At 61.8% G+C, this 21962-nt stretch carries 16 protein-coding genes; 9 read left to right on the top strand and 7 right to left on the bottom strand.

All coding sequences use genetic code 11. The features are described from left to right. Positions 1–865: 865 nt before the first annotated feature. The 6 genes from coxB to A9K68_RS13390 all read left to right on the top strand — a co-directional run bounded on the left by coxB (position 866) and on the right by A9K68_RS13390 (position 7873). Entirely contained in the window at positions 866–1843 is a 978-nt protein-coding gene (gene coxB, locus A9K68_RS13415) for a cytochrome c oxidase subunit II (RefSeq protein ID WP_065009327.1), read from the top strand. Continuing rightward, positions 1840–4356, top strand: coding sequence for a cytochrome c oxidase subunit I (gene ctaD, locus A9K68_RS13410; RefSeq protein ID WP_065009326.1), 2517 nt, complete (start codon positions 1840–1842; stop codon positions 4354–4356). The genes coxB and ctaD overlap by 4 nt, the downstream gene beginning before the upstream one ends. Positions 4357–4363: 7 nt before the next feature. Continuing rightward, entirely contained in the window at positions 4364–4744 is a 381-nt protein-coding gene (locus A9K68_RS13405) for a hypothetical protein (RefSeq protein WP_065009325.1), read from the top strand. After that, a complete protein-coding gene (locus tag A9K68_RS13400) occupies positions 4741–5364 on the top strand; it encodes a cytochrome c oxidase assembly protein (RefSeq protein WP_065009345.1) in 624 nt (207 codons plus the stop codon). The genes A9K68_RS13405 and A9K68_RS13400 overlap by 4 nt, the downstream gene beginning before the upstream one ends. Beyond that, entirely contained in the window at positions 5364–6449 is a 1086-nt protein-coding gene (locus tag A9K68_RS13395; RefSeq protein WP_065009324.1) for a c-type cytochrome, read from the top strand. The genes A9K68_RS13400 and A9K68_RS13395 overlap by 1 nt, the downstream gene beginning before the upstream one ends. Positions 6450–6511: 62 nt before the next feature. Next, positions 6512–7873, top strand: a complete 1362-nt coding sequence (locus A9K68_RS13390) for a sorbosone dehydrogenase family protein (RefSeq protein ID WP_065009344.1) — start codon at positions 6512–6514, stop codon at positions 7871–7873. A gap of 98 nt (positions 7874–7971) precedes the next feature. Here the strand turns inward: A9K68_RS13390 and A9K68_RS13385 are convergent, their stop codons facing one another. The 3 genes from A9K68_RS13385 to A9K68_RS13375 form a co-directional block, all read right to left on the bottom strand. After that, the gene (locus tag A9K68_RS13385; protein WP_065009323.1) at positions 7972–9102 is read right to left on the bottom strand and encodes a GNAT family N-acetyltransferase; all 1131 of its coding nucleotides are present in this window, start codon (positions 9100–9102) and stop codon (positions 7972–7974) included. Continuing rightward, positions 9099–10094 (bottom strand): sterol desaturase family protein, encoded by a 996-nt coding sequence (locus A9K68_RS13380; protein ID WP_065009322.1) that lies wholly within the window; start codon positions 10092–10094, stop codon positions 9099–9101. The genes A9K68_RS13385 and A9K68_RS13380 overlap by 4 nt, the downstream gene beginning before the upstream one ends. A 238-nt stretch (positions 10095–10332) precedes the next feature. After that, positions 10333–12240, bottom strand: a complete 1908-nt coding sequence (locus A9K68_RS13375) for a heparinase II/III-family protein (RefSeq protein ID WP_065009343.1) — start codon at positions 12238–12240, stop codon at positions 10333–10335. 117 nt (positions 12241–12357) lie between these two features. Here A9K68_RS13375 and A9K68_RS13370 point away from each other — a divergent pair, with 117 nt between their 5' ends. Beyond that, complete coding sequence (locus A9K68_RS13370) at positions 12358–13599, top strand: cellulase family glycosylhydrolase (protein WP_065009321.1); 1242 nt, start codon at positions 12358–12360, stop codon at positions 13597–13599. A 275-nt stretch (positions 13600–13874) separates the two neighbouring features. Beyond that, complete coding sequence (gene asnB, locus A9K68_RS13365) at positions 13875–15764, top strand: asparagine synthase (glutamine-hydrolyzing) (protein ID WP_065009342.1); 1890 nt, start codon at positions 13875–13877, stop codon at positions 15762–15764. Positions 15765–15862: 98 nt separating this feature from the next. Here the strand turns inward: asnB and A9K68_RS13360 are convergent, their stop codons facing one another. After that, positions 15863–16981, bottom strand: coding sequence for a glycosyltransferase family 4 protein (locus A9K68_RS13360; RefSeq protein ID WP_082982485.1), 1119 nt, complete (start codon positions 16979–16981; stop codon positions 15863–15865). A gap of 152 nt (positions 16982–17133) precedes the next feature. Between A9K68_RS13360 and A9K68_RS13355 the strand changes: the two genes are divergently transcribed. Then, positions 17134–18573: a polysaccharide biosynthesis C-terminal domain-containing protein gene (locus A9K68_RS13355; protein WP_065009320.1), complete on the top strand. Its 1440-nt coding sequence runs from the start codon at positions 17134–17136 to the stop codon at positions 18571–18573. Positions 18574–18659: 86 nt separating this feature from the next. On the opposite strand, the gene A9K68_RS13350 is transcribed toward A9K68_RS13355, so the two are convergent. Genes A9K68_RS13350 through wecB form a run of 3 tightly spaced genes read right to left on the bottom strand, consistent with a single transcriptional unit; the run spans position 18660 to position 21953 of the window. Next, positions 18660–19472 carry a WecB/TagA/CpsF family glycosyltransferase gene (locus A9K68_RS13350; protein WP_065009319.1) on the bottom strand — a complete coding sequence of 271 codons (813 nt, stop codon included), beginning with the start codon at positions 19470–19472 and terminating at the stop codon, positions 18660–18662. Continuing rightward, a complete protein-coding gene (gene wecC, locus A9K68_RS13345; RefSeq protein WP_065009318.1) occupies positions 19469–20806 on the bottom strand; it encodes a UDP-N-acetyl-D-mannosamine dehydrogenase in 1338 nt (445 codons plus the stop codon). Before wecC ends, A9K68_RS13350 begins: the two co-directional genes overlap by 4 nt. Next, positions 20799–21953, bottom strand: coding sequence for a UDP-N-acetylglucosamine 2-epimerase (non-hydrolyzing) (gene wecB, locus A9K68_RS13340; protein WP_065009317.1), 1155 nt, complete (start codon positions 21951–21953; stop codon positions 20799–20801). The genes wecC and wecB overlap by 8 nt, the downstream gene beginning before the upstream one ends. Positions 21954–21962 lie beyond the last annotated feature (9 nt).

The raw sequence follows: 21962 nt of genomic DNA, 5'->3' as shown, positions 1-21962 counted from the left end.
AAGCCAGCCAGCGAATGGCTCGCACAATGGAACGTTTCCGAGGGATATCCATTCTTCCATCAGCGCGTGCCGAGTGCAACAGCCCGTCGCGAACAAGCTGTTTTTCTGGAGGAACGAACCAGGCCGCCTGCGCTTAGCAGTTGAGTTGGCGGCGCACAGGTCATTCGGTGAAGAGATCTACACTGCACTGTCCACCCCTGGACCGGAAGGGAGCAACGGTTTCGCTCCTTCTGGCAACGAGGGAAAGGAGATGTTCCATGTTCGAGAACAGTATGTGGTTGATCGTCGTTGCTGGCGGCCCGCTACTGCTAGCAATCGTGATCGCTTACGCACTCCTCACGTGGCGCCGTCGGGGGCCTGCAGAGCGCAGAGAAAGCGATCGGGCCACTGAGCGATTGTATCGCGAGGAAAAGGACCGGCCGGGCCGAGGCAGCTGAGAACCGTATCGAGAGCTCAGACTTTTGTCTTGCTGCTGCTAAACTCCAACGCTTTCGGGCGGCCAAAGCGCCTGGATCTGCTTCGGCAACGCGTCTCGCACCTTGACCAACTGGCCGAAGTCGACATGCCTGGCGAGAACTCTGACACGGATCTCGTCGCATCCTCGGGATTCACGGGTCGAGTGGATTTCATCTCCCCGGCCACCCGCTGCAGGAAGTCCTCCAATGAACGGCTGCTGGTCGGCAGATCACGCGGCCGATACCGATCATAGAAAGCTCCACGCACGAGAACCGGCAGCCCCGCCCCCAAAATTGGCAGCCAGTTCGATCTGCAGCAAATCCCGCAAGGTGCGTCAAACAGCGGTTCGAAAGCTCAGTTGCCCGGAACCTTCCGCCCCTTTCGCCGGTTTACGGCGGAGGGGTTGGAAATGGGTCAATATTTCAGCCTGTCCGCTGCGTCATTATCGCTGGCGAGCGGCTTTGCCGGCGCCCGGTCGGTACTTGCGCCCGCGGGAGCGGAAGCGCAGCAGATAGCCATACTGTTTTGGATAATGCTAAGTGGCGGCGCCGTCATCTGGCTGGGCGTGGTCGGCGTGCTTCTTCATTCAGCCCTATTCAACCGCCGCAGGCTGGCCGAAAAGTCTGCCAGCAGGACCATCCTTTGGGGCGGCGTGGTCTTCCCGTCGGTCACGCTTTGTGTCCTGCTCGCCTATGCACTGTGGCTGACGCCTGGCCTTCGGCCCTTCGCCCAGGCGGGCGCCGCCGGCCTGCGGATTGAAATAACCGGCAGGCAGTTCTGGTGGGAAGTTGTCTACCGCCCAGCTCAGGGACCGCCGGTCGCGTCCGCCAACGAGGTCAGGCTGCCGGTCGGCGAGCGCGTCGAATTCACCCTGAAAAGCGCCGATGTGATCCATTCCTTCTGGATCCCACCGCTCGGCGGCAAGATGGACATGATCCCCGGTCGCACCAACAGGCTTTCGCTTATGGCTACGAAACCCGGCATCTTCCGCGGGCCCTGTGCGGAATATTGCGGCACGTCTCACGCGCTGATGGCGTTCTCGGCCGTGGCGATGGAGCCCGAAGCATTTCGATCCTGGCTCGCCGCCCAGGCAATTCCCGCGGAAGGCGCCGGCGCGAGCGGCGGCGCGCTGTTTCTGCGCCATGGCTGCGGGTCCTGCCATTTCGTCGCGGGCACCGATGCGCGCGGCCTGATCGGCCCGGATCTTTCGCATCTCGGTTCCCGCGCCACCGTCGGAGCCGGCATCCTGCCCAACACCGAAGACGCCGTCGCCCGCTTCATCGCCCGGTCCGAACTAATCAAGCCCGGCTCCAGGATGCCGGCCTTCGACATGTTGCCGCCGGACGACATTCGCGCCATCGCCGCCTGGCTGAGAGGCCTGCAATGAGCGCTGCGATCAAGAAGCGCGCGCCGGAGGAATACAAGGCGCAGGAGGAGCGGCTGCGCGCCGTCTGGGCCAATCCGGCCGGCTGGCGCTACTGGACCTCGGTGAACAATTTCCAGATCGGCCTCTGGTACGGCTCGGCGGCTTTCGCCTTCATGCTGTTCGCCGGCGCGCTCGCGCTGCTGATGCGCCTGCAGCTCGCCGTGCCCGACAACGACTTCCTGTCGGCCGACTTCTTCAACCAGGCTTTCACCCTGCACGGTACTGTGATGATGTTCCTGTTCGCAGTGCCGATCTTCGAGGCAGTCGCGATCTTCCTCCTGCCGCCGATGCTGGGCGCGCGCGAGATGCCGTTTCCGCGCCTGGGGGCGTTCAGTTGTTGGAGCTTTTTCCTCGGCGGTATCTTCGTCTGCGGCTCCATCTTCTTCAGCGCGGCGCCGTCGGCAGGCTGGTTCATGTATCCGCCGCTCGCCACCGACAAGGAGTTCTCCGGCATCGGCGCCGACATCTGGCTGCTCGGCCTTTCCTTCATCGAAGTCGCCTCGATCGCGGCCGCCGTCGAGCTCATCGTCGGCATCATGAAATGCCGCGCGCCGGGCATGCGCATCAACCTGATGCCGCTCTTCGCCTGGTACCTGTTGATCGTTGCTGGAATGATCCTGTTCGCCTTCCCGCCGCTGATCGCCGGCGACCTCCTGTTCGAGATGGAACGGATGTTCGATTGGCCGTTCTTCGACGCAGCGCGCGGCGGCGACCCGCTGCTGTGGCAGCATCTGTTCTGGATATTCGGCCATCCGGAAGTCTACATCATCTTCCTGCCGGCTATCGCGCTGATGGCGATGATCGTGCCGACTTTTTCCCAGCGTCCAATCGTCGGTTATTCCTGGATCGTGCTCGCGGCAGTGGGAACGGGATTCCTTTCTTTCGGCCTGTGGGTACACCACATGTTTGCGACAGGCCTGCCGCAAATCTCGCTGGCCTTCTTCTCGGCGGCCTCCGAGGCGGTGGCGATCCCGACGGGCGTGCAGATCGTCGTCTTTATCGCCACCATGCTGGCCGGCCGGGTGATCTTCTCGACTCCGATGCTGTTCGGCACCGGAGGACTTGCCATCTTCGTCATTGGCGGACTGACGGGCGTGATGGTGGCGCTCGCACCCTTCGACTGGCAGGCGCACGACACGTACTTTGTCGTCGCGCACCTCCATTATGTGCTGATCGGCGGCATGCTTTTCCCGGTCGTGGCCGGGCTCTACTACTATTACCCGCTGATCGACGCGAAGAAGCTCTCGGACCGTCTGGGACGGCTCGCCTTCTGGCTGATGTTCTGCGGCTTCAACATCGGCTTCTTCCCCATGCATCTGAGCGGCCTGCGCGGCATGCCCCGGCGCGTCTTCACCTATCCGGCCGAAATCGGCTGGGATTGGCTGAACCTGATCTCGACGGCCGGAGCCTTTATTTTCGCCGCGGGCGTGCTGGTGGTTGTCTTCGACGTGCTCAGGCCGAAGCACCGGGAGCCGCGCGACGAACTCAATCCGTGGAATGCTGGCACCCTGGAATGGATTTCCGAGCCGGAGGAGAACTGGGGCGTCCGCTCGATACCCATCGTGCGCAGCCGCTATCCCCTCTGGGACCAGAAGGATCTTGCGCGCGAGGTCAATGAAGGCCGCTGTTACCTGCCCGACGCGGAAGAAGGACGGCGCGAGGGACTGGTCACCTCCGTGCTCGACGCCGACCCCATCCAGGTGCTGCGCGTCGGCGGCAGTTCCCATATCACCATCATCTCGGCCCTTTCGCTCGGAGCCGCCTTCATCGCGCTTACCTTCCACTGGTGGATCGCGACGGCGCTGGCCGCAATCACCTGCTTTTGCGCCGTCATCTACTGGCTCTGGACGGGCACTGGCGAAATCCCCGAGAAGCCGGAAAAGGATGTCGGCCTGGGCCTCAGCCTGCCGCTTTATGCCTCCGGCCCCGATTCGGTCGGCTGGTGGGCGATGTTCATCACCATGGTGGGCGACGGCACGGCCTTCGCCAGCCTCGTCTTCGGCTATTTCTTTTACTGGACGATCCATGCCGACTTCACCGCGGGGATTGCCGGGCCTGATGCGATCTGGTCTCTGCTGGCTGCCGTCCTCTTCGCTGCAGCGTGGGGCCTGATGGTGGCGGCCCGCATGTTCAACAGGCGCGGCGCCACGGCCACTGTGCGCGGGTTGCTGGTAGCGTCCCTGCTGACCACCGTTGCCGCGTCCGCCGCAGGCTTGGCCGCGCCGTGGTCTCCCGGCATGGACCCGACGCGCCACGTCTATCCCGCAATCGTGTGGATCCTCGTGATCTGGGTGCTCGCCCATGCCGCGCTCGGCACGGTAATGCAGGCCTATTGCCTGGCCCGCTCTTTGGCCGGCCGACTAACGCCGAAGCATGACATGGATCTAAGCAACGTGGTTCTCTACTGGCATTTTGTGCTGGTCTCCGCCGTCATCACCTTCGCCATCATTGGCCTCTTTCCGGCAGCGATATGAGGCGGCGATGCGGCTCATCCCGAAAGAGATTGAAACGCTCTGGACGCTGTTTACCGCGCCCGTGGTGTGGGCTGCGCATTTCCTCGTTTGCTACATCGGCGCGGCGGTCTATTGCGCTAAGCCCGAACTTATCGGGCTGAGTTTCAGCGCTGTGCGCGCGGGCATCGCCGCCGCCACCCTGATCGCCCTCTCGCTCATCGCGCTATCCGCATGGCTCGCCTGGCGGCAATGGGGCTTCGGCACAGACGATCCGCCGCACGACGATCCGACGAGACGCGACCGGACCCTGTTCCAGGGCTTTGCGACGCTGCTGCTCTCGGGTCTCAGCTTCATCGCCGTGATCTTCACCGCGATGCCCGCATTGTTCCTGACGGGGTGTATCCGGTGAGACGCGCCTGCCTCATCCTCGGTCTCCTCGTCCTCGCCCTGGTCTGGGCCGGACCGCTGCTCGATGCCTGGCGGGATTCGTTTTCGGCGCACATGCTGGCGCATATGGGAGTGGTAGCGATCGCTGCGCCGCTGATGGCGATTGGGATCCCGCTCCGCCCGAAATCAGATGCAAACCGGGCGTTCACCCTCGCCCTCCCCGCCTCCCTCGTCGAGCTTATCATTGTCTGGTCCTGGCACGCGCCGGCCTTGCGGACACTGGCGCAAAGCTCGCTGTTTGCGACCGCCATCGAGCAGGCCACGTTCCTCGCCGCCGGGCTGTTCCTGTGGCTGACCTGCCTGCCGCGCCGCGGTTCGGACATCACAGGCAATGCCGCCGGCGCCTTCGCCTTGCTTCTGACGTCCATCCATATGACCTTGCTCGGGGCGCTGCTGGCGCTGACCCCGAGGCCGCTTTACGGGACGGGCGAGATAAGCTGCTTCGGCGTCGCGCTTTCCGCGCAGCAGGATCAGGAACTTGGCGGCGTAATCATGCTTTTGGTCGGCGCAGCGGTCTATCTGGCCGGCGGCGTGACACTTTTTGCGCGCTTGCTCGCCGCCCCGCCGCGGAAGGCGGTCTGATGCATATCAGTTGGAAGAAGCTCGCCATCGCGCTTGCCATTCTGCCCTTCGTCGTGGTGCTGGCCGCCTGGATCGGCTTTTTCAATGTCGGTGCGTCAAGCGGCCACTGGAAGATCACGGAATGGTTTCTCCAATTCGCCATGCGATCGGCTGTGCGCACCTATGCGCTGGCGGTCGACGTTCCAGAAGCTCTGCCGCGTCATGCGATCCAGCCGGCCGCCGGACATTTCGCGCGCGGCTGCGCCATCTGTCACGGTGCGCCGGGCGAGCCGCGATCTCCTGTCGTCATGAGAATGCTGCCGCAGCCGCCTGACCTTGCGGGGGCCGTCGGCGAATGGTCCGACGCGGAACTTTTTCGCATCGTCAAACACGGCGTGCGCTTCACCGGCATGCCGGCCTGGCCGACGCAGGAACGCGACGACGAGGTCTGGGCGATGGTAGCCTTCCTGCGCGAACTGCCGTCGATGGACGAAGCCACCTACCGTGACCTCGCCTATGGAGCAAGGCTTGCGCCTCCTGAAGGCGCTGCCGCAACCCTACGGCAGGCGCTCGCGGATTGCGGCCGCTGCCACGGTGGGGACGGTCTCGGGCGCGGTCCTGCGATCCCCGTTCTCGCCGGGCAGAGCGAGGCCTATCTCCTAGAAAGCCTGCGCGCCTATGCCGAGGAAGGTCGGGCAAGCGGCTTGATGAGCCTGCCCGCCATTGCGGCAGGGCCTCAATCCTGGCCGGATTTGGCCAAGCATTTCGCCGCCCTGCCGACGAGGCACCCCGGGGGCGAGGGCGATCCAGCACTTGTCCGGCGCGGCAGGGAAATCGCCGAGAGGGGTATCAAGGAGGCCGGCGTGCCAGCCTGTCTCGGCTGTCACGGACGACAGGACCGCAGCCCGCTCTATCCCTCCATCGCCGGCCAGCCCGAGCGCTATATCGAGGCGCAGCTTGGGCTGTTCAGGGCGGGAAAGCGGGGTGGAACGCGCTTCGGCCATCTCATGGCCAATGCCGCGAAGGGTCTCACGGACGACGACGTCCGCGCGCTTGCGGCCTACTTCGCCCTATCCGCCGCTCCATCCGCAACCGGAACGCGATAAGCGCGTTTGCGTTCTTTCACATTTTCGAGGTTCTGGTGAAAAAGTTGCTTGCCGCCCTTCTCATGCTGATCGTTCTTTTCGTCGTCGCCGGCGGAGCGGTCTTCTTCCTGTCGCGCGAAGAGGCGACGGTTCCGATCGCGGAGACCTATGGCCCCAACCCGACCCTGCCGGAGCCGAATCCGACTTGGCTGCCGACCGTCCATGTCGCCAAGGCCGCGCCATGGCCGCAGGGCACGAAGCCGACGGCGGCCCAGGGATTTGCAGTAAACGAGTTTGCCGGCGGGCTCGACCATCCGCGCTGGCTATACGTGCTGCCAAACGGCGACGTGCTGGTGGCCGAGAGCAATGCCCCGCCCAAGCCGGACGAGGGCTTCAGAATACGCAGCATACGCAGCTTCTTCATAGAGAGCTTACGCAGCATACGCCGCTTCTTCACAAACCTCTTCCAGAGCCAGGCCGGCGCGCAAACGTCTAGCGCCAATCGCATCTCGTTGCTGCGCGATCAGGATGGCGACGGGGTGGCGGAAACCAAAACGGCCTTCCTTACCGGGCTGTTCTCGCCATTCGGCATGACGCTACTTAACGGCAAGCTCTACGTCGCCAACGCCAATGCAATTGTGGCCTTTCCCTACCAGGAGGGCGCGACCGAGATCACCGCACCGGCGGAGAAGATCGTCGACCTGCCTGCGGGGAGGAACCACCACTGGACCAAGGACATGACCGCCTCGCAGGACGGCACGAAGCTCTATGCGACGGTCGGATCCAATTCCAATGTCGGCGAGAACGGCTTGGAGGAAGAGGAGAACCGCGCCGCAGTGCTGGAGATCGATCTCGCTTCGAAGCAGTCGCGTCTCTTCGCCTCCGGGCTGCGCAATCCGAACGGCCTGTCCTGGAATCCGGAAAGCGGCGAACTCTGGGTCGCCGTCAACGAGCGCGACGAGATCGGCAGCGACCTCGTGCCGGACTACATGACATCGGTGAAGGATGGCGGCTTCTACGGCTGGCCTTACAGCTACTACGGCCAGCATGTCGATAATCGCGTCAAGCCGCAGCGGCCCGACCTCGTCGCCCAGGCGATCAAGCCGGACTATGCGCTCGGGGCGCACACGGCTTCATTGGGACTGACCTTCTACACGGGCGACCTGTTCGGTCCTCAATACAGGAATGGCGCGTTCGTCGGCCAGCATGGCTCGTGGAATCGCAAGCCGCGCAGCGGCTACAAGGTGATTTTCGTGCCGTTTACCGGCGGCAAGCCGTCAGGCCCGCCTCAGGACATCCTCACCGGCTTCCTGAGCGAGGACGACAAGGCCTTTGGCCGTCCTGTGGGGGTGGCGATAGACCGTCGCGGCGCCCTGCTGGTGGCGGATGATGTCGGCAACAAGGTCTGGCGGGTCGTTCCATCTCAGACGCAATCGGCACTTTGAGCGGTTCGTGCTGCCGGCGACCCGACGAGGGAAGCGATAGGACACCACTTGCCATTGCCTGTCGGACACGGTGTTCCGGGCGCCGATCAAGCCGAAAATCAAGCTGTCGGCACCAGTCCGCGCCCGCGTACATGCCGGACCGTCTGGCGCATACGATCGGCAAGAGAAGCGAGCGAGCCTTGCGCCGTGCGCGTCCCAAGAACGGATTGCAGGACAACGCCCTGCGTTGCGAATTTGTGCTTGAACGACTCTGCGCCGCACAGGAAATCGACCGTGCCCAAGCCGTGATCGATCGACCACCGTATGTAGTCCATCATCAGGATCATGCCGGGCGACGCCTGGCTGAAATCCGGATCGAAAGTGGTCACGAAGGCCATCATGGTGTGGTGCTGGACGAAGTTGATGGAGACTGCGACCATCGTGCCATTGCATTCAAGTACGAAAATGTGCAGCACGCCGGCGCGCGCCAGCGCCTCGACGAGTGCGGCGAGTACTGGCGCTCCCTCTTCGAAAAGTTGGGATTCACGCTTGCGCTCCACCAGCCATCTGCGCTTCAGGGCAGAGAGGCGGTCCAGTACCGGCTGCAGCGGCTCGTCTGGCGCAAGCAGGCGAAATTTCATTTTCCCGGCTTCTTCCAGCGTCTTGACGCCGCGCCGATAGTTCTGCCGCGTCTTTTTCGATTGCTCCGCGAACCACGCGGCTCCGCTCTCCCATTGTCCGGCGACGCGATAGCTGACTTCCTCTCTGTGATTGGGGCGAAGCCTGATCCCGCCAGAGGTATCCGGAGTGAAAATTCTGCGGACCGCCGCACCCGGCAAGAGATGATTGAGAAAGGCAATATCGAAGCCACCGGCTTCACAGATCCGGGCCCATACGTCCTGCAGCGCCGATGAGGAGCATTCCGGAGCAACGAGAATATCCCCGTAATCGGTATAGCTGCCGGCCGCCCATTCGAGAAACCGCAGGCCTTTGCGCTTGCCGATCGCCATGGGAAAGACGGCAACGAGCCTGTCACCATTCCAGGCCAACCCGATCCGCAGCGCGCGCTGGTCACGGTCCGCTACGGTACTCCACCATGCCGAAATCCAGGCATGGCTCTGAAAGATCAGCCCATCAGTGCGATGCCAAAGATGCATCCAATCGGCTTCGATCGCAGCCAGGCGATCCGCCGAGCGGACAACTTCCAGGCGCTCTGCGCTCGAAGCGTCAATCGAAACAATGCTGTTCATGAAGGGGAACGATCCTGTGGCTGTGCAATGACATCGAGACGCCTCTGGAACAGTCTGGCGACATGCCCTCCCATCTTCTTGAGCGGCAGGATGTAAAGCCCAAAGAGCGATTGATAGTCGCGCACATCGCGATCTATCAGGCCAAATTTGAGGTCTTCATCCGGATCCGGGACAAACTGCGTCCCGAACAGGCGATCCCAGAACGAAAACAGCAGGCCAAAATTCTTGTCGTAGTGGCGAGGGTCGATGCTGTGGTGCACCTGGTGCCAGTGCGGACACAAGATGATGTTGTTCAACCGGCCGAAGGAAATCTTGAAATGGGTATGGCGAACAAAGTCCATCATCAGGATGTTGCGAATGACATAGACGTTGATGCCGAAGATAGCGATCTCTACAGGATCGAGCGCGATCAGGCTCCAGATGCCGAAGCATATCCCCGGGATGACACCATCCCAGATACGGTTCATCAGATCGTCCAGCGGATGAACCCGATCCTTGGTGATTCCCACCATCACCTCGGCAGAATGATGCACTTTGTGCAATTCCCATAGGAACGGGAAGTGGTGTTGGGCGACATGGTAGAGATAGTACGAAATGTCGTAGGCGATCAGCATGGTTGCGGTGAAGATGACGATCGTCACCGGTCCGGCCGGGCCGTCGATGAGCGGCGCCTGGATATCAAGGAGCCAGCCGATTGCCTGGTGCGTCCCATAGCCCACGGCGGCAACGAAGGTGACGCCGGCAGGGATGAGCAGGAAAGGCATTATCGCCCGTTTAGTGACCCAAAATAGGACATCCGCTCGCGCCGACGGATGCAGGATGACTTCCGCCGGGAAAGCGAAATCGAAAAAGTCCCTGAGGGACTTGTGCTCGACAGTTCGCCAGTAAGCGACCACCGCGCTCCCCAGTGCCGTGAGAAATAGGAGGCCGAGCGTCACCAGATTGACGTTCGAAAGCTTTTCCACAATCACTCCGGCGAATTCAGAAAACATCGGTGCAGTGGCTCCTGGGCCGTAAAATGGCTACCGGCGAATTACGAAGCAAAAAACTTGCCAAACCCACTGCATGTTGCCCGCAACCAGGTGGCTATTGCGGCTGCAACGAGCAAAAGCATGCCGGATTTGCGCCAGATTAGCAGTTCAACCGTAACAAAACGCTAAATGTCGGAACGTAATTAATCTCGAATACGGCCGGAACAGCGGATGGCCCGCTCTGCTGCTTCGCCGGTCGCTATCGTTGCGACGGTGGGATTGCCGCGAGGTGGATCTTAATTCCGTCTTCGCCCACTTCGCCGTGCCAGGCGATGCGTTCGGCTGGCTGCCTGGCGCCAAAACGCGGTGAAACCCAGCCGCCCTGCCCCGGTGCGTCGCCGCCGGCGCGGATGTCGACCGCAGCGTCCGGAAACCGAACGGTCATCAGCGGCTCGTCGCCGCGCAGCACTATGATCGTGCTTCCGTCTCGGTTGGTGCCGAGGCCGGCTGCGAGTTGAAAGACGACCTCGGCCACGCGCCTGCCGCCGAGCAGTTGGTCGGTCACGACGATCCCGTCGGCCTGGTGCATCACGGTGCGCTGATGCACGACACCGAAGCGGCTTCTATACCCGTCATGCCGGGCGCGCAGCTTCCAGTGCGTTCCCGGCTCGCTCTCCACCAATGCCGCAACCGCCTTGTGCGACCAGTTGAACATCCCGGCGATGATGCTTTGGCTTTTGCCCTCGATATTCAGCGTGTTATGCGCCGGTGTCGAGCGGAACCAGTCGCGCCAGACGCCCCCCGAACCGTAGAGCCAGGTGCCGGGGTCGACCAGCACCGGCTCGCCATCGATGCACAAGGTGAGCGACAGCGCGTCGGCATGGCCGTGAGCCGCTATCGAGAGATAGCCGAGCGGGCCGTGGTCGAAGGTCAGATCGATGCTGCGGCCATTCATCTCACCGCGCCAGACGGAGAGCCCGCCTTGCGTGAACGTTTGCAACCCATGCGACGCCGGTGCCGGTTCCGACGGCCTGCCAAAGAAAAGCGCCCGAAAATCGTGTGGCGCCGCCGCGTTGCCCGGCATTTGTAAAAAGCCACGGATGGCGGCGGCGACGGATCGGACATAGTCCGGCTCGTCCCCGAGCGTCAGCACGCGACCTTCATCGTTGTCGCCAAAGCCGGCAGCTGGGGAGAGCCAAGCGACGAAATTGGCAAATGCGGCCAGACGCGCTTCGACGGGCGAGGGAAACGGCGTTCCGGCCTGGCGTGCCACAGCGGCGCACAGCAAAATTAGTTCGGCGGTGAAGGCCGCATATGTCGGGGTCTGCTCGGCACCGGCGCCATCGGCGAGAATCTGCTTGCGCGCCTCAGCCAGGAGGGCGCCGCGGACATCGTTGGATTCGGTCCCCAACGCCAGGCCGATCAGATACTCGCCAGCCAGTTCTGCGACGAGATGGTTGTTGGCGGAGGAAAATCGAGAAGGGAACCGCGGCAGCCAATAGGCGCTTGCCGCCAGTATTTCACCCACTTGCTGCCGTGTCGCCGCGCCTAATCGGTCGCCGACGAGGTCCATGGTGACAATCAGGCTGATGGCTCGCAGCGCTACTTCGATGCCGGAGGCCCAGCAAACCCCTCGGAACGGCGGATTGGCTGAATGCCAGCTGTCGATCGCCGCCTCTATGGCCATCCGGGACTGGTCGTCGCCGGCGAGAAGCAGGTGGGCGCCCAGTGGCGGCAACTGCTGCAGCCGGTTGATCTCCCAAACGTATTTTACATCGCCGCGGCCGCCGCCATGGCGAAAATCGATATCGAAAGTATGGGCCTCGGGACCCGGCCAAAACCTGCCGGTCACCGGATCAAGGCGCCAAAGCTCGGGAGGAAACAGCCGATCTCGATCGCGCCGTGGCCATGTCCGCCCAAGTGCGGAAAACTGGCCCCCAAGCGTGTTTTGCGCCGCCGCCGCTATGGCTTGCCGTTGCTCCGGTGTCGCAGCCAGCGCAGCATCGCGCAATCCACGCAGCACCGGGTGCAACTGGGGGGAAGCATAACGCTCCCAGCCGTCGTCGCGGCGGCGCGAAGCGATCCTTCGACGCTGCTCGCCCAGCCGGTGCAACACCTCGGCCGGCTCCATGCTGCGCAACCGGTTGATGTACCAGCCGACTCTCATACGCGCTCCGCCAAGGTTTCGATTCTTATATACCATGCTGTCGAAAAGCCGCACGACGGCAATCCTCCTTTTCCGATCCTGCGGTTAATATCTCCGACCATGATGCGAAGAGTGGCGATGAGAAGGATGGCGTGGGTTGTAGCCTGGGTGCTCGGCATGGCGATAGCCGCCAACGCTGCGCCGATCCAGCTCCAGCGCGGCGTCGGCGTGCATGAATGGCTCAACTGGTCGCCGGTCGAGGACGATGGATCCTACAGTTGGCCGCCCTATCGCAGCGAGGAGGCGTGGCGCGCTGGACATAGGCCGCTCACCGATTGGCCGGATGGCGAAGTGTTTGCGCGCATTCGATCGATGGGCTTCGACTTCGTCCGGCTGAGCGTCGACCCCGGCCCTCTGCTTGCCAGCGAGGGCGCCAAACGGCAGCAGGCGCTGGACATACTTGCCGCAGCGGTCGAGCGGGTCACGTCGGCCGGCCTTAAGGTGGTTTTCGACCTGCACGGCGTCACCCAGGTTCCGGCCTACAGCATGGAGATGATCTATGACGGTGCCGACAGCGAAGGCGTTGCCAGCTATCGCGAAATGGTTGTGGCGGTCGCCACCATGCTGGCCAGGGTTGGCACCGGCAATGTAGCCTTCGAGCCTTACAACGAGCCGGCATACTACCCCTGTGATTCGAGCGGCAGCGATGACTGGCAGCGGATCATGGCAGACACGGTCCGCGATATTCGCGCAGTCAGCAGCGAACTCACCATCGTCGCAACAGGCGCCTGTGGCGGCAGCATTGCCGGGCTGGTCAATCTCACCCCGGGCTTTGACGATCCGAACCTCTACTACAGCTTCCATATGTACGAGCCGCACAGTTTCACGCACCAGCGGCCCGACGGGACAGGCGCCTTCGCCTCGGGCCTGCCCTGGCCGGCCGACAGCAGTACGCCCGAAAAGGTGACCGAAACCCTTAAAGCGCAGATGGAGGCCGCCGGCCTGAGCCCGGTCGAGCAAACGATGAACATGGTCGCGGCGCGTGAAGCAATCGCCCGATATTTCGAGCACAATTGGGGCTCGAGCCAACTCGAGGCGAGCTTCCGTCAGGCGGTCGACTGGGCGGAGGCGCATGGCATTCCAAGCCGACGGCTCTTCATGGGTGAATTCGGTGTGATCCTCATGTCTGCGGACGGCCGCATGGGCGCATTCGACGCCGACGGTCTGCGCTATCTCAAGGCGGTGCGCCAGCAGGCGGAACGCTTCGCGATACCATGGTCTGTCTGGGAATTCTCCAATCCCTATGGGATGACCGTTATCCGGCCCGAAGGGCCTGCGGTCCCGGACCAGGAGATGTTGCGGGCACTGGGCCTGCCGTAGCCATCGCGCCTCTTGACGGATGAGCGGCCGGGCGGGCAACGCCAATCCTGTCCCCGCCACAAGCTAGTGATCAATCACGCGACGGCAAGAGCTGCCGTCTCCGCGGCAACCGTCGGTGGCACCTCATTCAGGACCGGCAGAGCCTGATCGAACCGGTCAAGCCCGCCTTTGAAACACCTTGGCGGCATTCTCCGCGATCCGGTTCGTCGGCAACCAAGTGTTTAATACATTCGTCGTAAACAGCGTCGCGAACACGCGCGCCCAGGGAAGAGATGATGTGCGGAATTGCCGGCTGGATCGGGCCGAGAGTCGAGAACCCACAATATCGGGCCGCCGGAATGTCCAACGCATTGCGGCATCGTGGCCCCGATGCCGAAGGCACCGAGTTCTTGGACTTGAACACCGGCGGGAACCAATTGGCATTGGTGCATCGCCGCTTGGCGATTATTGACTTAAACGCCGATTCAAATCAGCCGATGCATATCGACGACGGCCGTCTCAGAATTATTTTCAACGGCGAAATATACAACTATATCGAGTTGCGCCAGGAACTGATCGGCCTCGGTCATCATTTTCGAACGCGCTCCGATACCGAGGTGCTGCTCAGAGCTTATGATCAGTGGCACTTGTCCGTATTTGACCGATTGAGCGGCATGTTCGCTTTTGCGCTCTGGGATGCTCAGAGGCACGAATTGATCCTCGGCCGCGATCCCTTCGGCAAAAAGCCCCTTTACCTCATGGAAGGCGAAAAATTGCTGTCGTTTGCCTCGGAGATCAACGCGTTGTTGTCATCGCAGCCAAACGCGCAGCAGCTCGATCTGGACGCTGTGCACGAGTATCTGCGCTGGCGTTACGTGCCTGGACCGCGCACGCTTTTTAAACAAATCCGCAAACTCAACCCCGGAAGCTATGCCGTTTGGTCGCAAGGGACCGTGACGGAAACGCGATATTATACGCCTCCAGATCAAACCGATCTGACCGAGGACATCGACGACGAAACCGCCAAGCGGCGATTTCTGGAACTGCTCGACCATTCCGTCGAGATCAGAATGCGCAGCGATGCACCCTTTGGCGCCTTTCTCTCCGGAGGCCTCGACTCGTCAGCGATCGTTGCCCTGATGACCAAGCACAGCGACAAGCCAATTCGTACATTTTCGGTCGGCTTCAGCGAACCGGCTTACAGTGAACTTCCATTCGCCCGACGCGTCGCCGATCATTTCAAGACCGACCATTGCGAACTGGTCATTGAGGCGGACGACCTGATTGACCACCTGCCCAAGTTGATTCGCCATCTGGGGGCGCCTGTTTCACAAAGTTCGGACATTCCAATTTACCTGATGTCGGAGCGAGCCTCGCAGGACGTCAAGATGGTGCTCACAGGGGAAGGGGCAGACGAGATTCTCGGCGGGTATCCCAAACATCGCGCGGAGTCACTGGCTGGAATCTACCGGTCGCTCGTTCCAGCCTTGCTCCACAACAACGTCCTCGCCCCTCTGATACGCGCCATGCCTGGCGCATCGGCCAAGTTCGATACATTTGCCCGAAGCGCGGGCGAAAGGGACTTTGCCACTCGGATGATCTCCTGGTTTGGGGCCATGACAGCGCGGGAACACGGTCGCCTCATCGGTGCGCCGGCCAATTGTCGCAATGAACGCAAGGACTTCCCGTTCTCCTCAAGCGCGAAGTCATCCCATCTTCGCCGCGCGCTGTTTTTCGATCAGACATCGTGGTTGCCTGACAATCTCTTGGAACGAGGCGACCGGATGATGATGGCCGGTTCAATCGAAGGAAGAATGCCGTTCCTCGATCGCGATCTGGTTGCGTTCGTCAGCAAATTGCCCGATCGCTACAAGGTGGGTTGGCGGAAAGGTAAGCTGATCTTGCGCAACAGCATGGCCAACATGCTTCCTGAGGAAATTCTCAACCGCCGCAAGGTCGGGTTCAAGGTGCCCGTCGCCGAATGGTTTCGCGGGTCAATGAGGAACTACGTGGACGACCATCTTTGCTCCTCTCAGTCCGTCATTCGCAGCTATTTGAGCGCCAAACACCTTGATCAAATCGTCTCGGAGCATACCAGCGGTGCCGCAGACCACGAAAAGCTAATTTGGGCGCTGTTGAATTTGGAGATATTCCATCGCGAATTTAAGCTTGGAGCGCCGCAGTGACGCCAATGGGATCGATATTGCGCTCGACCCGCAGCTGCTCGTCTTAGGCTCACCTGCGCGGCGCGCAAGCTCAGCGTCCACGTTTACATAGGATGGCGTCAGCGCTTGACCGATTGAGCTTTTAACGCGACCGACCTCCAGACGTCGCAGATCGCGCCGACGAAAGGTACGAGCTCAAGCCGTTCCCGATGCACGGCCATCGCGGCAGCACCAAGCCTGGCTCTCAATGCCGGATTTTCGACCAGCCGAGTCAGCGCCTCGGTCAACGCCGCAACATCGCCGGGCGGCACCAGCAACCCCGATTGCTCGTTGGCGATGATGTCCTCCACGGCGCCGACAGGCGTCGTCACTACCGCGAGACCTGCAGCCATGCCTTCGATGACCGAGACGGGCAGATTTTCGGCAAAGGAGGGCAGCACCAGAATGTCCGCCGAAGCGATCAGCGAAGCGACCTCGTCAGGGCCGACCCAGCCAGGAAGGGTAACGCGCTCGGCAAGGCCCAGTTCGGCCGTTCTCATCCGTGCCGCCTCGAAGTCGCCATCGCCGGCGATCGTGGCGCGCCAACTCTTGATCGGCTCCATGCAGTGCAGCGCATCCAGCAATTGCGGGACGCCCTTGCGGTCGCCGATGCGGCCAAGGAACAGGAGATGCACATGGTCGCCGCCACCGACATGCGCCAAGGATGGAACCGCCGTGGCGTTTGGAACGATGACAATCTTGTCGGCCGCCCCCGGTGCCCGGCTGGCGACGAAGTCGCGCCAAAGCCTGCCCAAGACGATCACCCGACCGGCACGCTCGAACAGAGCTTCGATGCGGCGGCTCATGAAACTGCGATCGTCTTTCCAGAATGTCTCATACTGCGCCCCATGCAAATGCAGGACATAGGGTATCGACAGCAGCCGTGCGCAGGCGGCGATCACCATCTTGCGATAGGTGCTGCCGGTAACCGATATGTTGATGTGAATGACATCGGCGCGCTTCGCCAAACGCGCCGCGAGCATCCGCAAGCAAAAGTCAAACATATAGAAGATCGAAAACGCGACATGCCCCGAGCCGCGGCTGGCAAGGAAGCGTACATCGATGTCGGCGATCTCCTGCCGCTCGAACTCCTGCTTCAGCGCCCCCATGATGCGGTCGATACCACCCTGCCCCGAAACGCCCGAAGGCGTCGCGACAAGGACATGGACTTTTTGATTGTGGACCGGACGCTGCAACATGACTCCATTCGGAACTACAAGGCAAAGGTTTCAAACAAGGTTTACGACGAATCCGTTAGTTCAAACTGAATCTGTTCACCCTTTGCCGTCATCCCGCTGGATTTTCCGCCGGTCGACGGTTAATCGAAGGTGAATTTTCCGGGGACAACTCTTTGCTGCTGCGCTCCACGCTCATCTATGCCCCGGCGATCCTGCTGACGCGGATTTCCGCGCTGCTCCTGCTGGTCATCGTGACGCGGCTGATCGACCAGACCGAGTATGGCCTGCTGACACTGGTGGTGACCGTCGGCGAAATGACAGACGTTGCCGTGACCAACTGGCTGCGCATCGCTTTGCTCAGGCTTGGGGGCAAAGGCGACGTCAGCCGTGGCAGCCTGATGCTGGCCGGGCGGGTGTTGCTTGCGAGCACGGCCCTGGCGCTGATCATATCCGTGGCCGCCTCCGCAGTGATCGTGCCGGAGCGCTGGGTCGAGTTCGCGATCGCCGTCTGCAGCTACCTGATCGCCGGTTCCATCGGCCGCTTCGCGTTGACGGTGCTGCAGATGCAGCAGCGTCATTCGGTCTATTCGACCCTCGAGTTCCTGCGCGCCGTGCTGCAACTCGCGCTGCCGATCGGTGCCATCGTCATGTTTCAAGATTCGTTTCTGACGGTATCGCTCGGCTCGAGCCTCGGCGTGCTGATTGCCGGTATCGTGGCAGGCATCATGGCATCCCGACGCGTCGTTGCCGGTCCGCCACGCTTCACCCAGAAGGAGTTCTTCGTCCTCGGCGTGCCCCTGGTCATCATGGCGTTGGTAGGCTTCGGCCTGCACAGCGCCGAGCGTGTGTTCCTCAAGATCTATTACGATGCCGGCGCGGTGGCGATCTTCGCCGCAGCCTATGCACTGGCCCGCCAGCCCATCGATATGGTCGCCAACTCCATTAACATGGGCGCCTTTCCCGAGGTGGTCAGCCGGTTCGACGACGACGGGCCTGCGGCATCGGGCCGGCTGCTGTCGCAATTGATGGCCTTGATGATGCGCCTTTGCCTGCCGGTTGCAGCGATGCTGGTCGCACTCAGCAGCGATATCACGCAGCTCCTGCTGCCGTCCGAGTATCACGGCCGTTTCGGCCTGCTCTTTCCGATCATCGCCTTCAGCGTGCTGTGTGCCAATCTCGCCAGCTTCGTCTATGGCACCGTGGTGCACGCGCACAAGCGGCCGTGGCTGCTGATCATCGCCAATTCCTTCGGCTCGGTGGCGACAATCGCGCTGTCCGTGCTGTTGATCCCTCCGATGGCGGAGGTCGGCGCTGCTTTGGCGCTGGCGGGCGGATCGCTGGCAGGCCTTTTAGCCTGCATCATCATCAGCGAACGGCTCACGCCGGTGCCGGTGCCATGGCGCGACATCGGTGTTTCGATCGTCATTTCGGTCTGCACGGGGCTGGCCGCCAGTCTTGCCAGCGCTCTTCTCGGCGATATGCCGGCCATCTTCTCGCTCGTTGCGGGCGGCACCGCTGGCGCAGTGGTTTTCTTCGGGCTGACCTGGCTGTTCTATCCTGCCGCCGCGATGCAATTCATAGCCAAGCTGCGGGTGCGGCTACGGCTCGCATAGACCCTTGCCGTAGTCCTAGAAAAAGCGGTTCCGACTTCGGGCCGAGGCTGTAGCCCAGGCGGCCGCCCGCTTGTTGGGGGCAATCGTTACTTACTTATAGATCGACCTTTCGGCGTCGCCCGACGGCCCCATAACTCCCGGCACAGCAGCGCTGCGTAAGCAGTGTTGGTGTCATAGTAGCGGCGCCACAAGCGTCGCGGCTCCTGTGCCACGCGAAACAACCACTCCAGACCGGCCGCTTGAACCAGTTTTGGCGCCCGGGCAACCTTGCCGCCATAGACGTCGAAACTGCCGCCCACGCCCATGACGAAACTCGGAGTGAGTTCGTCACGATAGCGCTTGAGAAAGCGCTCCTTGCGCGGCGTCGGCATCGCCACCAACAGGCAGTCGGCGCCCGAGGCGTTGATCGCCTCGACGATGCCGGCCTCGTCTTCCGGCTTGAAATAACCATTGCGCATGCCGGCGACGACGAGACCCGGATGATCCCTGGCAAGTCGCATTCTAACCGCATCGAGAACGGATTGTTCTGCGCCCAGGAGGAAGAGCCTGTAGCCCCGCGTGTCGCAGAGGCTCAGCAGATTGATCATGATGTCGACACCCGCTACCCGTTCCGGAAGCGCGACGCCGCAAAGACGCGCCCCCCAAAGCACGCCGATGCCGTCGACGTTGACTACATCCGCCGTTGCCACGTCCTCGTGCAGTTCGGCGTTGTTGCGCATGTTCACAAGCTTGGCGACATTCACGACCACATGATGCAGCGGCCGCCGCAGGGTCATCGCCTCATCGGCGATGGCCAGCGTCTCGGCCATGGTCAGCGCATGGATCGGCGCACCAAGGAATTCCCGGCGCCGTGACGCCAATAGGCGATGCTGCGCCCATGCTGGGTCGTGCGCGTTCATGCGGCCTCCTCTGCACTTGCAGGAAGTGCCAGGAGTTCGAGCGCTGATTTCTTGCCTTCGATGCGGGCGTCGGGCTTGCGTGCTTTGCGCCAGGTCCACAAACCCCTTGTGTCGATGAGCTTCTTGTCCTTGAGCGCTTCGGGATCAACCAGATTAAACTGCCGATGGTCGACCAGCAGGACGACGATATCGCACTGGTCGATGGCGGAAAGCGCATCGGTGAAGACGATGCCTTTACCCTCGAGTTCATGCGGCAGCCTGTTTGTGTTGGGTTCTGCCGCGATGATCTTCAGGTTGGGAATATCTGACAAAAGCTTCACCACCTCAACAGCCGGACTCTCGCGCATATCGTCGATATTGGCTTTGAAGCTGAGGCCAAGACAAGCGATCGTCTGCTTGCGGGAAGGATCTAGCAGGGCTTCTATATCTCTGACCACCGACAAGGGACGCTCGGAATTGATCCGGCGTGCCGAAGCCATCAGCCGCGTGCTGTTAGGCGCGGCATCGATGATAAAATACGGATCGACCGCAATGCAGTGGCCGCCGACGCCCGGGCTCGGCTGCAGGATGTTGACGCGGGGATGCCGGTTAGCGAGATCGATCACCTCCCAAACGTTGAGCGACAGATCCTGGCACACTGCCGCAAGCTCGTTGGCAAAGGCGATATTGACGTCGCGGAACGCGTTCTCGGTCAGCTTCACCAGTTCCGCGCTTTCGGCCCGGGTCGTGAACAGGTCGCCGGCAACAAAGGTTGAATAGAGTGCTGCGGTGCGTTCCGACGACTTGCGCGACAGTCCGCCGATCGACCGATCGTTGTTGATCAACTCGGTTAGGACCTTTCCCGGCAACACGCGCTCGGGCGAATAGGCGACCAGGACATCGGCCTCTTCGCCATGCACCAGAGGAAATTTGAGATCGGGCCGCAATTCGGCAAGCAGTCCCGTCATGATGCGCGTCGTGCCGACCGGCGATGTCGATTCCAGCACCACAAGGTCTCCCCGCTTCAGCACGGAGGCGATGCTTCGTGCCGCCGCGAGCACATAGCTCACGTCAGGCTTGTGGTCCTCGGTCATCGGGGTCGGCACTGCGATGACAAACGCGTCCGCCGGCTGCGGCGTACTGAATGCCCTGAGCTTGCCGTTGGCTACAACCTTCTGGATCAAACCATCGAGGTCCGGCTCGACGATGTGGATTTCGCCGCGATTAACCTTCTCGACCACCGCTTCGTTGACGTCGACACCAATGACGTCGAGCCCTCGACTGGCGAAGATGGCACAGGTCGGCAGGCCGATATAGCCCATGCCGATAACGGAAACGGTTTTGATCTCAGCCATGATGCAGCAATTCCTCAACGATCCGGTTACCGGCCCGGCCATCGCCATACGGGTTGTGTCGTCCCGCCATGCCGCGATAGGCAGCCTGATCGTCGAGCAGGCTGTTGGCATTCGACAGGATTTTTTGGATATCGGTGCCGACGAGACGGGCGGTGCCCGCCGCAACCCCCTCGGGCCGCTCGGTATTCTCGCGCATCACCAGCACCGGCTTGCCGAGCGAAGGCGCTTCTTCCTGCACGCCGCCGCTATCGGTCAGCACCAGATAGCTCTGCTTCTGCAGGAACAGGAACGGCATATAATCCTGCGGGTCGACCAAGTGGATATTCGGCACGCCACCCAGTTCTGCGTTGACCACCGAGCGCACATTGGGGTTGGGATGGACCGGATAGACGATCTGCACGTCCTCGCGCACCGCCAACCCCTTCAGCGCCGTGCAGATACGATGGATGCCGCCGTCGAAATTCTCACGGCGATGACCGGTAACGAGGATCATTTTCTTGGCGGGATCGAGGAACGGGAAATGGGCGGCGAGCTTGGCGCTCATCGACTTGTCGGCGTCGATCGCGCCGGAAAAATGCAACAGCGTGTCGATCACCGTGTTGCCGGTCACGAAGATGGTGTTCGCAGCCTTTCCTTCGGCGATTAGATTGTCGCGCGCCTGGATGGTCGGCGCGAAATGCCACGTCGCTATGTCGCCGGCAATCTTGCGGTTCAGTTCCTCTGGAAAGGGAGAGTTGATATCGTGGCTGCGCAATCCTGCCTCGATATGGGCTACCGGGATGCGTTTGTAGAAAGCAGCCAGAGCCGCAGTCATCGCCGTGGTCGTGTCGCCTTGCACGAGGACGATATCGGGCTTCGCCTTCTCCAGCACTTCGGCCATGCCCAGCAGCACGCGCGAGGTGACGTCGAACAATGTCTGGCCGGGCAGCATGATGTTGAGGTCGTGATGCACCGGCAGGCCGGTCAGTTCGATGATCTGGTCGACCATCTCGCGATGCTGGCCGGTGATGCATGTCTCGGTAACAAAACCCGGATGGGCAAGCGCGGCACGCACCACCGGAAAGCATTTGAGCGCCTCCGGCCTCGTGCCGAACACGATCAGCAATTTTTGCCTGACCGGCAGTTTCGGATGTGAAAGGACGTTCATTGCTGATCC

This window comes from Mesorhizobium sp. AA22, from assembly GCF_001672375.2.
Lineage (GTDB): Bacteria > Pseudomonadota > Alphaproteobacteria > Rhizobiales > Rhizobiaceae > Mesorhizobium > Mesorhizobium wenxiniae.
The sequence above is the reverse complement of the archived record's forward strand: the minus strand, read 5'-3'. Positions and strand labels throughout refer to the sequence as shown.